The 15,128-nt window shown below is 69.5% G+C and carries 13 protein-coding genes; 8 read left to right on the plus strand and 5 right to left on the minus strand.

Annotation, left to right across the window (positions count from 1 at the left end; translation table 11 throughout):
• The first annotated feature begins 56 nt into the window (after positions 1-56).
• Complete coding sequence (locus ACSFA0_RS13190; protein WP_435450615.1) at positions 57-1,403, plus strand: NTP/NDP exchange transporter; 1,347 nt, start codon at positions 57-59, stop codon at positions 1,401-1,403.
• A 24-nt stretch (positions 1,404-1,427) separates the two neighbouring features.
• Here ACSFA0_RS13190 and ACSFA0_RS13195 read toward each other — a convergent pair whose 3' ends face one another.
• Positions 1,428-2,348, minus strand: a complete 921-nt coding sequence (locus ACSFA0_RS13195) for a phytanoyl-CoA dioxygenase family protein (RefSeq protein ID WP_435450616.1) — start codon at positions 2,346-2,348, stop codon at positions 1,428-1,430.
• Positions 2,349-2,654: 306 nt separating this feature from the next.
• Here ACSFA0_RS13195 and ACSFA0_RS13200 point away from each other — a divergent pair, with 306 nt between their 5' ends.
• Positions 2,655-3,569, plus strand: coding sequence for an aldo/keto reductase (locus tag ACSFA0_RS13200; RefSeq protein WP_435450973.1), 915 nt, complete (start codon positions 2,655-2,657; stop codon positions 3,567-3,569).
• A gap of 9 nt (positions 3,570-3,578) precedes the next feature.
• On the opposite strand, the gene ACSFA0_RS13205 is transcribed toward ACSFA0_RS13200, so the two are convergent.
• Positions 3,579-4,082, minus strand: a complete 504-nt coding sequence (locus ACSFA0_RS13205; RefSeq protein WP_435450617.1) for an SRPBCC family protein — start codon at positions 4,080-4,082, stop codon at positions 3,579-3,581.
• A gap of 138 nt (positions 4,083-4,220) precedes the next feature.
• On the opposite strand from ACSFA0_RS13205, the gene ACSFA0_RS13210 reads away from it, so the two are divergent.
• Both ACSFA0_RS13210 and ACSFA0_RS13215 read left to right on the plus strand, forming a co-directional pair.
• A complete protein-coding gene (locus tag ACSFA0_RS13210; protein WP_435450618.1) occupies positions 4,221-4,757 on the plus strand; it encodes a hypothetical protein in 537 nt (178 codons plus the stop codon).
• The gene (locus ACSFA0_RS13215; RefSeq protein ID WP_435450619.1) at positions 4,757-5,242 is read left to right on the plus strand and encodes a DUF421 domain-containing protein; all 486 of its coding nucleotides are present in this window, start codon (positions 4,757-4,759) and stop codon (positions 5,240-5,242) included. Before ACSFA0_RS13210 ends, ACSFA0_RS13215 begins: the two co-directional genes overlap by 1 nt.
• Here ACSFA0_RS13215 and ACSFA0_RS13220 read toward each other — a convergent pair.
• The 3 genes from ACSFA0_RS13220 to ACSFA0_RS13230 are packed head-to-tail and all read right to left on the minus strand — an operon-like array spanning position 5,235 to position 7,600.
• Positions 5,235-5,813: a sugar O-acetyltransferase gene (locus ACSFA0_RS13220; protein WP_435450620.1), complete on the minus strand. Its 579-nt coding sequence runs from the start codon at positions 5,811-5,813 to the stop codon at positions 5,235-5,237. The two genes, ACSFA0_RS13215 and ACSFA0_RS13220, sit on opposite strands and share 8 nt — an antisense overlap.
• 55 nt (positions 5,814-5,868) lie before the next feature.
• Positions 5,869-6,750 carry an alpha/beta fold hydrolase gene (locus ACSFA0_RS13225; RefSeq protein ID WP_435450621.1) on the minus strand — a complete coding sequence of 294 codons (882 nt, stop codon included), beginning with the start codon at positions 6,748-6,750 and terminating at the stop codon, positions 5,869-5,871.
• 31 nt (positions 6,751-6,781) lie between these two features.
• Positions 6,782-7,600, minus strand: coding sequence for a DODA-type extradiol aromatic ring-opening family dioxygenase (locus ACSFA0_RS13230; RefSeq protein ID WP_435450622.1), 819 nt, complete (start codon positions 7,598-7,600; stop codon positions 6,782-6,784).
• Positions 7,601-7,691: 91 nt separating this feature from the next.
• On the opposite strand from ACSFA0_RS13230, the gene ACSFA0_RS13235 reads away from it, so the two are divergent.
• The 4 genes from ACSFA0_RS13235 (at position 7,692) to ACSFA0_RS13250 (ending at position 14,473) form a co-directional block, all read left to right on the plus strand.
• Positions 7,692-8,588, plus strand: a complete 897-nt coding sequence (locus ACSFA0_RS13235) for a LysR family transcriptional regulator (RefSeq protein ID WP_435450623.1) — start codon at positions 7,692-7,694, stop codon at positions 8,586-8,588.
• Between the two features lie 50 nt (positions 8,589-8,638).
• Positions 8,639-9,781 carry a zinc-binding dehydrogenase gene (locus ACSFA0_RS13240; protein WP_435450624.1) on the plus strand — a complete coding sequence of 381 codons (1,143 nt, stop codon included), beginning with the start codon at positions 8,639-8,641 and terminating at the stop codon, positions 9,779-9,781.
• 87 nt (positions 9,782-9,868) lie between these two features.
• Complete coding sequence (locus tag ACSFA0_RS13245) at positions 9,869-12,544, plus strand: ATP-binding protein (RefSeq protein WP_435450625.1); 2,676 nt, start codon at positions 9,869-9,871, stop codon at positions 12,542-12,544.
• A 99-nt stretch (positions 12,545-12,643) separates the two neighbouring features.
• On the plus strand, positions 12,644-14,473 hold the full coding sequence (locus ACSFA0_RS13250; RefSeq protein WP_435450626.1) for an ABC transporter ATP-binding protein: 1,830 nt from the start codon (positions 12,644-12,646) through the stop codon (positions 14,471-14,473).
• The last annotated feature ends 655 nt before the right edge of the window (positions 14,474-15,128 follow it).

Genomic DNA, 15,128 nt, shown 5'->3' on the forward strand with positions numbered 1-15,128 from the left:
CAGCTGACAGACCGCACCCCGACGAAGGGTCTTCCGGCGGCACGCACACTGACCGCATGTCCGTGCCCACGTCGACGACCAGCGCCCACACCCACAGCATCCACCGCCTGCTGCGCCGCGCGGTCGACATCCGGCCCGACGAGGTGCGCGCCACGCTGCTGGGCTTCGCCTGGTTCTTCTGCCTGCTCGGCGGCTACTACCTGCTGCGGCCGCTGCGCGACGCGATGGGCCTGGCCGGTGGCGCCGACGAACTGCAATGGCTCTTCACCGGCACCTTCGTCGCGATGCTGGCGCTGGTGCCGCTCTTCGGCGCGCTGGTGACGCGACTGCCGCCGCGGCGCTTCGTGCCGCTGGCCTACCGCTTCTTCACCGCGAGCATCCTGGTCTTCTGCGTGCTGATCGCACTGGACCTGAAGAGCGTGTGGGTGGGGCGGGTGTTCTTCGTGTGGATCAGCGTCTTCAACCTGTTCGTCATCAGCATCTTCTGGAGCGTGCTGGCCGACTGCTTCAGCAACGCGCAAGGCCGGCGGCTGTTCGGCTTCATCGCCGCGGGCGGCACGGCCGGCACCTTCGTCGGGCCGGCGCTGGCCGCGTCGCTGGTGACGGCGCTCGGGCCGGTGGCGCTCACGCTGGGCGCGGCGCTGCTGCTCGAAGCGGCGCTGCAGTGCTTCCACCGGCTGTACCCGCGGCCGGGCGACGCCCGCGCGCCGGACGCATCCTCCGATGGACCCGGCAGCGCCACCGCCAGCGGCGACGCACGGCCCATCGGCGGCAGCGTGCTCGCCGGCCTGGCACTCATCGCGCGCTCGCCCTACCTGTTAGGCCTGTGCGGCTACCTGCTGCTGCACACGGCGGCGTCGACCTTCCTCTATTTCGAGCAGGGCCGCATCGTGGTGGATGCCTTCGCCGACACCGCGTCGCGCACCCGTTTCTTCGCGCTGGTCGACTTGGGCGTGTCGTCACTGACGCTGCTGCTGCAGCTCTTCGTGACCGGGCGGCTGATGAAGCGCTTCGGCGTCGGCACGGCGCTGGTGCTGCTGCCGGTCGCCTCCGCGCTGGCCTTCGCAGCGGTGGCGCTGTCGCCCACGGTCGCGGTGCTGGCCTGCGCGCAGGCGCTGCGGCGCGCCTTCGACTACGCCATCGCGCGGCCGGCGCGCGAGGTGCTCTTCACCGTGGTCGGCCGCGAGGCCAAGTACAAGGCCAAGAACGCGATCGAGACCGTGGTGTACCGTGGCGGCGACGCGGTCAGCGGCTGGATCTCGGCGGGCCTCGGCGCGGTCGGCATCGGCTTCGCGGGCCTGGCGGCGCTGGCGATTCCGCTCGCCGCGCTCTGGGCCGTCCTGTCGCTGTGGCTCGCGCGGCAGCAGGAGCGCCGGCTGCAGTCGCATGCAGGCAGGCGCTGACTCGCCGTGAGCCTGCCCTGCCGCTCAGACCGACTTGTGCTTGAGCACATAGACGATCGCGCGCCGCTTGAGCCAGTAGAACAAGCGGGGCAGGTGCGATTCGACGAAGAAGATCAGCCGGTTGCGCGCCAGTTGCAGGTCCTTCGGCCTGTAGATGTAGGCGTCCTTGACCTGGACGGGCACCACCTCGACAGTGCGCGACTGGAGCTGCAGAAGCCGCTTGCCCCGCGGGATGGCATGGCAGGTCATCGACGAGCGCGACTTGGTCGCGTCCTGCGTGTCCAGCGACCCATGGATGGTCCACGCGTTCCAGAAGAGCACGTCGCCCTTGTCGAGCTTCGGAGCCCGAATCGTCAGCCCCGTCTTTCGGATGTGCTGCACCACCGACAGGATGTAGCGCTCGTGGTTCTCGGCGATGCTGTTGTGCACGGCGTGGGTGTCGAGACCGATCTTGTGCGACTTCGGACAGATGAAGAAACGGCCGGCGCGCGGCGCGATGTCCTCGAGCGCGATCCACGCGCCGGCCATTTCACCGACCGTCTCGGAGTCGAGGTAGTAGCTGTCCTGATGCTCCCAGGTGGCCGAGTTGCCTTCGAAATAGATCGACTGCACGATCTTCGGCGTGGCCTGCAGCAGGCCAGCAAACGCCGCGTTCAGCGGCGCCGCGGCGAGGATCTCCGAGGTGGCGTAGGCACGGAACCCCGGAAACCGATGCGGGTCGACGCTTTGCGGGTTGAGGATCGGATTCATCACCCACCCCAGGGCGTTCTTGCTGTGGCGCTCGACCTTGGCGGTGGCCTGCCGGTACATGAAGCCGCCGTGGGGTTTGACCTCGCGGTCCCAGAGCGCCCTCAGGCCATCGCATTGCGCGGTCCCGAAAAGGCCGCGGACGATCGCATAGCCCTGCTCGTTGTAGTAGCGGCTGAACCCCTCGATGTCGTCCACCGAGAATTTCGGCGAAGGATCCTCCGCCTCGGTTTCGGGAACGGAAACAGGCAAGCCGCGCGGCGTTCGAAGTTCGAGCACGATGAAACCCCTCCTGGCGCCGGCATTGAACACGCGGGTCGCCAACCGTCCGATGACTCCAGTGCCCGCCCCACCGACGGACACACTTGTCACACGCGGTTATATGCCATTCCGCACGAAGTGAGAAATTAGTTTTCAAATGATTGCTGCGGTGGTGTTGCGCCGCGGCAGCGCCACCAGGAGCTTCCCATGCTTTCCGACCCCCGACCGCCCTCCGACACCGGCCTGACCCGCGCGCAGTTGCTGCGCACGGCCGTCGGCATGGCCGCCCTGCCCTTTGCCGCACTGGCGCAGGAGCGCCCCGTCGCCCGGACCACGATGACCACACGCCCCATCCCCTCCACCCAGGAGGCGCTGCCGGTCATCGGCTGCGGCACCTGGGTCGGCTTCGGCCACGCGCCGGGCTCGGCCGAATACCAGCGCCTGCCCGGCGTGCTGCAGGCCCTGTTCGACGCCGGCGGCACCGTGCTCGACAGTTCGCCGATGTACGGCCGCGCCGAGCAGACCTCCGGCGAGCTGCTGGCTGCATCACCGGGGCGCGCCAAGGCCTTTCTCGCCACCAAGGTCTGGACGCGCGGGCGCGAGGCCGGCATCGCGCAGATGGAGCAGTCCTTCGCGCACCTGAAGACCGAGCGCGTCGACCTGATGCAGGTGCACAACCTGGTCGACTGGCGCACCCAGCTCGCGACGCTGCGCGATTGGAAGGCCAAGGGCCGCATCCGCCACATCGGCATCACGCACTACACCGCCTCGGCCTTCGGCGAGGTCGAAGCGGTGCTGCGTGCCGAGAAGCTGGACTTTCTGCAGATCAACTACGCCATCGACGACCGCGAGGTCGAGAAGCGCCTGCTGCCGCTGGCCGCCGAACGCGGCGTGGCCGTGATCGTCAACCAGCCCTTCGGCGGCGGCGGCCTGCTGCGCGGCCTGCGCGACAAGCCGCTGCCCGGCTGGGCCGCCGAGATCGGCGCGACGAGCTGGGCCCAGGTGCTGTTGAAGTTCACGCTGAGCCATCCGGCCGTGACCTGCGTCATCCCCGGCACCAGCCGGCCCGAACACATGGCGGACAACGCCAAGGCCGGTTCGGGCCCGATGCCCGACGCGGCCTTCTGGCGGCGTCACGCCGCGTCGGTGAGCGGCTGACCCGCTGGTTCAGCCCTGCGACGCCAGGTGTCCCGCCAGCTGGTCGAGCGTGCCGCCGAAGCCCATCTGCATCGACGGGAAGCCGGCCAGAAAGACCGCCGTCTCGACCGCGTTGGCGTTCAGCGGCACGCTGTGGATGTCGAGCGTCGTCTTGCCGTCCGATTCGGTGAAGGTCCAGGTGTTGAGGATCTCCATCGGCCAGGCATCGGCGAAGGGCGCACGCGTCAACCCGCCTTCTGCATCGGAAAAGGAATTGACGAAGACGATGCGGCCCGGCGCCTCGATCTCGCGGTAGACGAAGCGGCCCCACATCGTCTGACCGCCGGCCTCCATCGCATACACGAACATGCCGCCGGGCCGGAGATCGAGCCGCGCGGAACGGATCGCGAAGCCTTTGGGTCCCCACCATGTCTCCAGGTGTTCGAGCGTGGTGAAGGCCTCCCACACCCGGGCACGCGGCGCGTCGAAGGTGCGGGACAAGGTGAAGGGCGTCAGGTGGGCGTTGTCCGTCATGCAAGGGCTCCTGGGTTGAGTCGACGAGTCTGCCACCGGCCAACGCGCGCAGCATATCCACCGGTGAATTTGCCCGACATGCGCTCGCGTCGTCGTCGGGCCTGCAGCGCAGAACTTCAGGAGCACACCCGCAGCACCATGGACCGCGACACCGCCCATCCGCCCGCTCCCGTCGGCATCGAGCCGCCGCATCTCGAACCCGGCAGCGCGCTGGCGCGCCACGCCAGCCCGATCTCGCTGCTGGTGCTGAGCACGGTCATGGCGATCGGTGTGTCCGGGCTTCTCGGCAAGCCGACGACGGAGACCACCGTGCACGACGCCGCCGCTGAGCTGGCGATCGACATGCCGGCCGCCGTGCGCAACGGCGACGCCTACGAGACCCGCATCCGCATCAAGGCGAAGCAGGACATCGGCAAGCTGCAGATCGAGGTGTCGCCCGCGCTGTGGCGCGAGATCACGGTCAACTCGATGATGCCGTCACCCGCGTCGGAAGATTTCAAGGACGGCTACTTTCGCTTCGAGTTCGCTTCGGTGGGTGCGGGTGACGCCTTCCTGCTCAAGGTGGCGTCGCAGGTCAATCCGCGCCTGCTCGGCAGCGTGTCCGGCCACATCCGGGTGCTCGACGACGGCGTCGTGCTGGCCGATGCCGAACGAGCGATGAAGGTGTTTCCCTGATGGAAATCGTTCTGCGCGCCAGCGCCATGTTCGCGGTGGTCTACCTGCTGGTCCGGTTGCTGGGCAAGCGCGAGCTCGGGCAGATGACCCCCTTCGAATTCATCGTCATGGTCGTCATCGGCGACCTCATCCAGCAGGGCGTGACCCAGAACGACTTCAGCCTCACCGGCGCGACGCTGGCGATCTGCACCTTCGCGTTCTGGGGACTGGTGATGAGCTGGCTGTCGTACCTGTCGCCGCGTGCCGCGAAGGTGCTCGAAGGCGAGCCCCGCGTGATCATCCGGCACGGTGAGCTGCTGCAGCACAGCACCAGGCGCGACCGGCTCACGCGCTCCGAGATCGAGTCCGAGATGCGGTTGGCCGGCATCGCGTCGATGGACGAAGTGGCGTGGGCGGTGTTGGAGCCGAACGGGAAGATGAGCTTCATCAAGCGACCGGACGGCGCGGAACCCTCCCGCCAGGCGGACGACCGGCCGATCAGCTGAGCCCGCGGGACGGCGCGCGCACCCTTGCCGGGTTGCCGACGACCGTGGCACCGGCCGGCACATCGCGCGTGACCACGCTGCCGGCGCCGATCACCGCGTCGTCGCCGACCGTCACGCCGGGCAGCAGGATCGCGCCGCCACCGATCCAGACGTTGCGCCCGATGCGGATCGGCCGGCCGAATTCCAGCCCCGATTCGCGCTCGGCCGGCGTGCGCGGATGGTCGGCCGTGAGGATCTGCACGCCCGGGCCGATCTGCGTCTTGTCGCCGATCGTCACCTCGACGACGTCGAGGATCACGCAGTTGAAGTTGAGGAAGACGCCCGCGCCCACGCGGATGTTGAAGCCGTAATCGCAGTGGAACGGCGGGCGGATGCCGGCGCCCTCGCCGACAGCGGCGAAGCGCTCGACGAGCAGTTGTCGGCGCTCGGCGCTGGTGGCGCCCAGCGACCGGTTGTAGCGCACCAGCCATTCGCGGGTGGCGGCCAGGTCGGCCTGGATCTCGGTGTCGCCGGCGTCGTACAGATCGCCCGCCAGCATTCGCTCTTTCTGGGTTCGTGTGTCGAGGGTCATCGCGCCATTGTGGTCACGGGACCGGTGGCGGGCTGTCGGACGCCATCGCGGCCGCTCAGGCGAGGAAATCGATCAGCAGGCGATTCGTCTCGTCCGCACGCTCGTACTGCACCCAGTGCCCTGCACCGTCGACCACGACACCGCGGCCCTGCGGATGCCCACCGGTGAGCTGCGCCACCAGCGGCCGCGGATCGGCCGTCACGTCGAATTCGCCCCATACCAGCAGTTGCGGCCCGCCGTGCGCGGCCAGCGCCTGCTGCAACCCGCCTGCCAGCGAGATCTCCTTGCTGCGCAGGCGCGTGCCGTGGCACGAGATGTCGTGGATGGCGAAGGCGAGCGCGTCGATGGCGGCAGGGTCGTGCAGCATCAGCGCAGCCAGGTTGTGGCGCAGCGCTGCGACTTCGGTGGTGCGGTCGGGTGCGGCGCGCCAGTTGATCATCTCGACCGCCATGCGGCGCAGCGTGCCGTGGCCGCCGCTGCCCAGCAGCGCGAGCTTGCGCACCGCGCCGCGCCTGGCGGCGAACTTCGCGGCGGTGAGTCCGCCGAAGGAGAAGCCGCCGAGATCGATCGGCGTGCCCGCACCGATCAACGCATCGAGCGTGCCGCCCAGCGCTTCGAGCAAGGGGTCGAGCGGCGCATCACCCTCGGCCACGGCGCGGGGCACATCGGAATCGTGGAAGCCGGGCAGGTCGGGGACCCACAGCACGCGGTCGGCCGACAGGGCCTCGACGTTGCGCAGCCAGTGCATCCAGCTGCCGTGGCCGCCGTGCAGCAGCACCAGCGGCGGCCGGCCCGACTGCGCCGGGCCGAAGCGGCGCCAGCGCACGCGCACGCCTTGGTGCACCGGGTCGTGGTGGAGGGAGAGCGCATCGATCTGCGCGATACGGCGAAGCGCGTCGGCTTCATTGCCGGCGCAGAAGGGGTTGAGTGCATTCACCCGGCCGATTCTGCCGTCTCCGCGGCAGGCGTCAGCGCGCGCCGATTCGAAAGCTCGACACCGCGATGCCGCCCATGAAGGCGTCCTCGTGGTAGACGCGCTCGCCCACCTCGCCCTCGGCCGCGCCGACTGCGACCATCAGCGGAATCAGGTGCTCCTCGCGCGGGTGCGCGATGCGTGCGGCCGGTGCCGACGCCCAGTCGATCAGCTGCGCGACCCGCGCGGCCGGAGCCGCGTGCACCACGGTCTGGTCGAGCCAGTCGTCGAAGGCCTTCGAGACGTCGCGCGCCTGCGGGCCGAAATTGCGCAGGTTGTGGTAGCTCAGCCCACTGCCGATGATCAGCACGTCTTCGCTTCGCAGCGGCGCCAGCGCGCGCCCCAGTGCCAGGTGCTCGGCCGGGTCGAGCCCGCGCCTGAGCGACAACTGCACCACCGGCACGTCGGCCTTCGGGTAGATGGCGGCCATCGGCGAGAACATGCCGTGGTCGTAGCCACGCTCCGCGTCGATGCCCGACGGCAGGCCGGCCACGTCGATCAGCGTGCGCACGCGCTGCGCCAGCTCGGGCGACCCAGGGGCGTCGTAGCGGACCTGGTAGGTGTGGGCCGGGAAGCCGCCGTAGTCGTAGACCATCGGCGGCCGCGGATTGCCCTGCACCGTGAAGACGGGCGCCTCCCAGTGGGCCGACACCATGAGGATGGCGCGCGGCGTGCGGCCGATCTGGCGCGGGATGTCGGCCAGCGAGGCCTCGAGCTGCGCGTAGGCATCGCCCATCTCGCGCTTCATCCACGGCCACGGGCCGCCGCCGTGCGAGATGAAATAGGTCGGAAGGGTCGTGTCGGTCGTGGTCATGGAAAGCTCCTGGTGCACGAGTCTAGAGATTTCACCCCCGGAAATCGATGGGCTAGCATTCAACGCATCCTTTCTTCACAGGAAATCAACCATGGACCGTCTGACCAGTCTGCGGGTGTTCCGCGAGGTGGTGGATGCCGGCAGCTTCACCGCCGCGGCGAGCCGGCTCGACATCTCGGCACCGATGGCCAGCAAGCATGTCGCGCAACTGGAAAAGTCGCTGGGCGCGCGCCTGCTTCACCGCTCCAGCCGCCACCTGAGCCTGACCGAGGCCGGCGAGGCCTGGTACGCGCAGAGCGCCCGGGCGCTCGATCTGCTGGACGCGGCCGAGGCCGCCATCGGCCGCAAGAACGACGCGCCGCGCGGCCAGTTGAAGGTCAGTGCGCCCGTCTGGTGTGCGACGCCGCGCATCGCGCGCGTGCTGGCCGATTACCGTGCGGCCTTCCCCGAAGTGCTGGTCGACATGCATCTGGAAAACCGACAGGTCGACCTCGCCGCCGACGGCTTCGACCTCGCGCTGCGCGCCACCTACGAGCCCTCGCCTGCGCTCATTGCGCGACCGTTGTGCCAGGTGCAGTTCCATCTGGTGGCTGCGGCCGAGCTGCTGGCGCGCGACGGCGCGCCCACCGGTCCGGCGGACCTGGCGCGGCTCGGCGCCATCGTGCCGAGCTACGTGAACCTGGAAGGCTTCGCGCTGCGCGGGCCGGGCGGACGGGCCGCGCCGCTGCGGCTGCGCCCGGTGCTGCGTTCCGACGACACCAACCTCACGCTGCATGCGGTGCGCACCGGCATGGGTGTGTCTTTCCTGCCGGCCTGGCTGGTCGACGAGGACATCGCGGCGGGCCGCCTGGTGCCACTGATCCCCGCCTACCGTGCGGCGCCGGTGACGCTTTTCGCGGTCTACACCAGCCGCCAGTACATGGCGCCCAAGCTGCGCAGCTTCATCGACTTCCTGGGTCAGGCGCTGTCGCCCGCAAGCAAACCGTGACAGGCGGGCAGGTCTAGACTGGCGCCTCTTCCTGCTCACAAAGGCCCGACATGCCCTTCGCCACCGACCGCACCGCGCTCGAACTTCGCTCCCTCGTGACGCCCTCCGGCGAACTGCAACTGAGTCTGGCCGAGGTGAGGATCGCGCCGCCCCGCCCCGACGACGTGGTCGTGCGGGTCGAGGCCGCGCCGATCAACCCGTCGGACCTCGGCCTGCTCTTCGGCACCGCGGACATGACGACGGCGACCCTGTCGGGCACGCCCGAACGTCCGGTGATGACCGCGCGCGTGTCCGAGGCCGGCATGCAGGCGATGGCCAGCCGCGTGGGCAAATCGATGCCCGTCGGCAACGAGGGCGCGGGCGTGGTGGTCGAGGCGGGCGCCTCGCCCGGGGCGCAGGCGCTGCTGGGCAAGACCGTTGCGATGATCGGCGGCGGGATGTACGCGCAGTACCGCACTGTCTCGCCCGAGCAGTGTCTTCGACTGCCCGACGACGCGACGCCGGCCGAGGGCGCATCGTCCTTCGTCAACCCGCTCACGGCGCTCGGCATGGTCAAGACGATGAAGCGCGAAGGCCACGCCGCACTGGTCCACACCGCGGCAGCGTCGAACCTCGGGCAGATGCTGCAGCGCATCTGCCTGAAAGACGGCATCCCCCTGGTCAACATCGTGCGCAAGCCCGAGCAGGTGGCGCTGCTGAAGGCGCAGGGTGCGGTGCATGTGTGCGACGCCAGCGCACCCACCTTCCTCGATGACCTGACCGAGGCGTTGGTCGCCACCCGGGCGACGATCGCCTTCGACGCCACCGGCGGCGGCCCGCTGGCCGGGCAGATCCTCGGCTGCATGGAAGCGGCGCTGCTGCACGGAATCACGATCTACAACCGCTACGGCACCAACACGCACAAACAGGTCTACCTCTACGGCGGACTCGACACGCGCCCCACGGAGTTCCGCCGCAACTTCGGCATGGCCTGGGGCATGGGCGGCTGGCTGCTGTTCCCCTTCCTTCAGAAGATTGGCCCAACCGCCGAGCGGGTGCTCAAGCAACGCGTGGCGGCCGAGCTCAGGACCACCTTCGTGAGCCACTACGCAGGCGAGTTGTCGCTGACCGAGGTGCTGTCGCCCGAGGCGATCGCGCAGTACAACCGGCGCGCTACGGGCGAGAAGTTCCTCGTCGCACCGCACAGGCGCTGAGCTTTCACGGCGGGCCTTGCCGCTGCCGCACGGCGTGGCAGTTGTCCGACGCATCCGGCGCAGGGCCGCTGCTAGCGTCGTTGTCAAATGACGCAGCAGCCGCCCGCCACCGAACCCGCCCGTCCGCCCGCCCCCTACGACGACATCTTCGTCGGCAACAGCGAGATGGCGCAGCTCATGCGGGAGCACGACTGGGCATCCACGCCCCTGGGGCCTCCCGAGCATTGGCCCGACGGGCTGAAGGTGGCGCTGCGCATCCTGTTGACCTCTCGCTTCGAGATGTGGCTGGGCTGGGGGCCCGATGTCGCCTTCTTCTACAACGACGCGTACCGGCCCACGCTCGGCCGCAAGCACCCGAAGTCGCTGGCCATGCCGACGCGCCAGCTGTGGTCGGAGATCTGGGACGACATCAAGGGCCGCATCGAGACCGTCTACCTCCAGGGGGAATCGACCTGGGACGACTCGATGATGCTGTTGCTCGAGCGCTCGGGCTTCCCCGAGGAGACCTACCACACGTTTTCCTACAGCCCGCTGCTCGGTGAACAGGGCAAGGTCGAGGGCCTGTTCTGCGCGGTCTCGGAAGTCACAGCACGCGTCATCAGCGAGCGGCGGCTCGAACTTCTGCGCACACTCAGTGCCAGCCTGACGGGCGCCGACACGCGCCGCGCGGTGGTCGACGCGACCTGCGAAGCGCTGGGACGCGCCCCGCGCGACCTGCCCTTTTCGCTCATGTACCTGTTCGACGCCGCTGGCGACGCGCATCTGCAGTGCGTGACCGGCATCCACGACGGCCACGCACTGGCGCCGAAGCACCTCACGTCCGGCGACGACGCGCCCTGGCACGTCGGCCGGCTGTTGGCGGGCGAGATGTCCTTCGTGGTCTCGCTCGACCAGATGCCCGACGTGCCGTGCGGCCCCTGGAATCTGCCCTCCCCGGCCGCCTTCGTGGTGGCGCTACCGCCCCAGGGCGCGGCGCGCCCGGCCGGCTTCCTGGTGTGTGGCACCAATCCGTACCGGCCGATCACGGCCGACTACCTGAGCTTCGTGCAACTGCTGGCCGGGCAGATCGCGCCCAGCCTGTCCAACGCCGAGGCGCTGGAAACCAGCACGGCCGAGCGCGACCGCCTGCGTGGCCTCTTCCGCAAGGCACCGGGTTTCATGTGCGTGCTGAGCGGACCGACGCACGTGATCGAGCTGATGAACGACGCCTACCTGCAGCTCATCGGCCACCGCCAGATCGAGGGCATGCCGCTGCGCGACGCGCTGCCAGAACTCACCGGACAGGGCTTCTTCGAACTGCTCGACACGGTTTATGCACGGGGCACGCCCTTCGTAGGCAACGCACGACGCATCATGCTGCAGCGCGAATCGGGTGCGCCGCTGGCCGAACGCTTTCTGGACTTCGTCTACCAGCCCATCCTCGACGCCAAAGGCGCAGCAACCGGCGTCTTCGCCGAAGGATCGGATGTCACCGAGCGGGTGCTGGCAGAGAACGCGTTGCGCGCGCTCAACAGCAGCCTGGAGGCCCGCATCGCCGAACGCACCCGCGAGGTGGAAGACGCGCTGGAGCGCCTGCGTGTCGAATCCCGCGAGCGTGAAGCCGCCCAGGAGGCGCTGCGGCAAGCTCAGAAGATGGAGGCGGTCGGTCAGCTCACGGGCGGCCTGGCGCACGACTTCAACAACCTGCTCGCCGGCATCACCGGCAGCCTCGAGCTGATGCAGCGGCGCCTGAAGCAGGGCCGCCACGAGGATCTGGAACGCTACATCAACGTCGGCCAGGGCGCCGCGCGGCGCGCCGCGGCGCTCACGCACCGGCTGCTGGCCTTTTCGCGCCGTCAGACGCTGGACCCCAAGGCGACCGACATCAACCGGCTGATACGCGGCATGGAAGACCTGATTCGCCGGACCATCGGCCCCGAGAACCAGCTCGAGGTGGTGGGCGCGGTGGGCCTTTGGATCACGCAGGTCGACCCGCACCAGCTCGAGAACGCGCTGCTCAATCTGTGCCTCAACGCACGCGACGCGATGCCCGGCGGCGGTCGGCTCACGATCGAGACGGCCAACAAGTGGATGGACGAGCGCATTGCGAAGGAGCGCGACCTGACGCCGGGGCAGTACGTGTCGCTCTGTGTGACGGATACCGGCACCGGCATGGCGCCGGACGTGGCCCAGCGTGTGTTCGAGCCCTTCTTCACCACCAAGCCCATCGGCATGGGCACCGGCCTGGGCCTGTCGATGGTGTACGGCTTCGCACGCCAGTCGGGCGGGCAAGTGCGCGTGTATTCGGAAGCGGGGCTGGGCACCACGATGTGCATCTACCTGCCGCGCCACTACGAGACCGAAGCAGTCGACGAGCCACCAGCGATCGCCGGCGAGGCCCCGCACACAGGCGCCGGCACCGTGCTGGTGGTCGACGACGAGCCGACGGTGCGCGCGCTGGTGAGCGACGTGCTGGTCGAGCTGGGCTATCGCATCCTCGAGGCCGAGGAAGGCGCGACCGGCCTGGCGCTCCTGCAGAGCAACGTGCCCATCGATCTGCTCATCACGGACGTCGGCCTGCCGGGAGGCATGAACGGCCGGCAGCTGGCCGACGCGGCGCGCGCGGGGCGCCCTGGCCTGAAGGTGCTGTTCATCACGGGTTATGCGGAGAACGCGGTGGTCGGCAATGGCCACCTCGACCCGGGCATGCAGGTCATGACCAAGCCCTTCACGCTGGATGCGCTCTCGCTGCGGGTGCAGCAGATGGTGGACGCAAAGTCCTGACGCGGGCGCGGCGTCGACGGGGCCGCTACAGTCGGTGCCCTCCCCCGTATGACCCTGCCGCGCCCGCCATGGCCCGCGCCGCCACCGAGACATTCCGCCTTGTTCCGCTTCTTCGAGAGACTTCTCAACCCCTATCCCGCCGCCGAGCCCGCACTCCCGCCCGACGGCTTCTTCGCCTTCCTCTGGGCCTGCACCGCGGGCCTGCGCGGCAAGATCGCGACCATGGCGCTGCTCACGGCCGCCATGTCGTCCTTCGAGGCGCTGCTGTTCGCCATGCTCGGGCGCATCGTCGACTGGCTGGGCGGCCAGGTGCCTGCGCGGCTCTGGGACGACCGCGGCACCACGCTGACCTGGCTGGCCGTCGCGCTGGTCGCGAGCATCGCCGTTGTCGGCTTGCAAACCATCGTGAAGCACCAGACGCTGGCCATCAACATGCCCATGCGGCTGCGCTGGAACTTCCACCGCCTGATGCTCGGCCAGAGCATGGCCTTCTACCAGGACGAGTTCGCCGGCCGCATCACCGCCAAGGTGATGCAGACCGCCCTGGCCGTGCGCGACACGGTGTTCGTGCTGGCCGACGTGTTGGTGGCGATGGGTGTCTACGTCATCACGCTGATCGTGCTGGCCGCCGTGCTCGACACGCAGCTCATGATCCCCTTCGTGGTCTGGCTGCTGCTCTACATCGTGCAGCTCGCGTGGTTCGTGCCGCGCCTGGGCAAGATCGGCAAGGCGCAGGCCGATGCGCGCGCCGACATGACCGGGCGCATCACCGACGCCTACACGAACATCGCCACCGTCAAGCTCTTCTCGCACACCCAGCGCGAAGCCGGCTTCGCGCGATCGGCCATGCAGACCTTCCAAGCCACCGGCCAGGCGCAGATGCGGCTGGTGAGCGCCTTCGAGATCGTCAACCACACGCTGAGCATGGGCCTGACCGCCGGCATGGCGGGCATGGGCCTGTGGCTGTGGTCGCAGGGCACCGTCGGCGTGGGCGCGGTGGCCGCGGCGACCGCGATGGCGCTGCGCCTGCAGGGCATGTCGCACTGGATCATGTGGGAGATGACCAGCCTGTTCGAGAACATCGGCACGGTGCAGGACGGCATGAAGACGCTCTCGCGCGCACGCACCGTGGTCGACGCGCCGGGTGCGACGACGCTGCAGGTGCCGCACGGCGAAGTGCGCTTCGAGCACGCCAGCTTCCGCTACGCCGAAGGCCGCCCGCGCGTCATCGACGAGATGACGCTGGTGGTGCGCCCCGGCGAGAAGATCGGGCTGGTCGGCCGCTCCGGCGCGGGCAAGTCGACGCTGGTGAACCTGCTGCTGCGCTTCCACGACCTCGACGGCGGCCGCATCCTGATCGACGGGCAGGACATCGCGAAAGTCACCCAGAATTCGCTGCGCGAGCACATCGGCATGGTCACGCAGGACACCTCGCTGCTGCACCGCTCGGTGGCCGACAACATCGCCTACGGCCGGCCCGACGCGAGCGACGAGGCGATTCGCGCCGCCGCCGAGCGCGCCGAGGCGCACGACTTCATCGGCACACTGGGCGATGCCAAGGGCCGCACGGGCTACCAGGCCCACGTCGGCGAACGCGGCGTGAAGCTCTCGGGCGGCCAGCGCCAGCGCATCGCCATCGCCCGCGTGATGCTGAAAGACGCGCCCATCCTGCTGCTCGACGAGGCCACCAGCGCGCTCGATTCCGAGGTCGAGGCCGCCATCCAGGCCAGCCTGTACCGGCTGATGGAAGGCAAGACCGTGATCGCCATCGCGCACCGCCTGTCGACCATCGCTGCGATGGATCGGCTCATCGTGCTCGACGAGGGCAAGGTCGTGGAAGAAGGCGACCACCAGACGCTGCTGGCCAAGGGCGGGCTCTATGCCCGGCTGTGGGCGCACCAGAGCGGCGGGTTCCTGGGCGAGAGCTAGCGTCCGCCGCCAGCGCCCCCGCCTCCTCCTGCACCGCCGCCGCCGCCAGACCCGCCACCACCACCACCACCTCCAGCGCCACCTCCGCCTCCGCCAGACCCACCCCCTCCGGAACCGCCCCCTCCGGAACCACCACCTCCGGCGCCGCCATCCCCGGAGCCGCCGCCTCCCGAACCACCGCCGCTTGCGCCGCCTCCCCCAGAACCACCGCTCCCAGCGCCGGCGCCTCCGCCGGACGCGCCGCCCGAGCTACCACTGCCCGAGCTGCCAGCGCTCGCGCTTCCGGCTGCACCGACGGTGGCGTCTGCAGCCCCACTTCCCCCACCGCCGTCGCCACCGACAGCGCCCAGGCTTGCAGCGCTGTTGCCGCCCACGGCGATGGCCGCACCGAGCGTGCGCAGGGCATCGAAAACCTTGTACATCGGGTTTCCGCTTGTCACGGGAGGTGCGCCAGCGGATGCCACAGCGGGGACGGCGCTGCCGGGCATCGCCTCAGGCGCGACCACCGCGGAGGCGGCCGGCACGTCGCATCGAGCACCGGCCCGCGCATCGCATCCGGCCGAGAGCACGGGGTCGGGCGTCGCCGATGCGGGAGAACGGGCAACGGACGCCTCGCGAGATGGAGGCGCTTCCTCGCGCATGGCGGCGACGCGTT

This window comes from Variovorax restrictus (assembly GCF_051216715.1).
GTDB lineage: Bacteria > Pseudomonadota > Gammaproteobacteria > Burkholderiales > Burkholderiaceae_C > Variovorax.

Excerpts from the sequence above, each read along its gene's own strand:
- ACSFA0_RS13190 (WP_435450615.1), top strand. The coding sequence starts at position 57 with ATGTCCGTGCCCACGTCGACGACCAGCGCCCACACCCACAGCATCCAC.
- ACSFA0_RS13205 (WP_435450617.1), bottom strand. The coding sequence starts at position 4,082 with ATGACGGACAACGCCCACCTGACGCCCTTCACCTTGTCCCGCACCTTC.
- ACSFA0_RS13210 (WP_435450618.1), top strand. The coding sequence starts at position 4,221 with ATGGACCGCGACACCGCCCATCCGCCCGCTCCCGTCGGCATCGAGCCG.
- ACSFA0_RS13215 (WP_435450619.1), top strand. The coding sequence starts at position 4,757 with ATGGAAATCGTTCTGCGCGCCAGCGCCATGTTCGCGGTGGTCTACCTG.
- ACSFA0_RS13220 (WP_435450620.1), bottom strand. The coding sequence starts at position 5,813 with ATGACCCTCGACACACGAACCCAGAAAGAGCGAATGCTGGCGGGCGAT.
- ACSFA0_RS13230 (WP_435450622.1), bottom strand. The coding sequence starts at position 7,600 with ATGACCACGACCGACACGACCCTTCCGACCTATTTCATCTCGCACGGC.
- ACSFA0_RS13235 (WP_435450623.1), top strand. The coding sequence starts at position 7,692 with ATGGACCGTCTGACCAGTCTGCGGGTGTTCCGCGAGGTGGTGGATGCC.
- ACSFA0_RS13240 (WP_435450624.1), top strand. The coding sequence starts at position 8,639 with ATGCCCTTCGCCACCGACCGCACCGCGCTCGAACTTCGCTCCCTCGTG.
- ACSFA0_RS13245 (WP_435450625.1), top strand. The coding sequence starts at position 9,869 with ATGACGCAGCAGCCGCCCGCCACCGAACCCGCCCGTCCGCCCGCCCCC.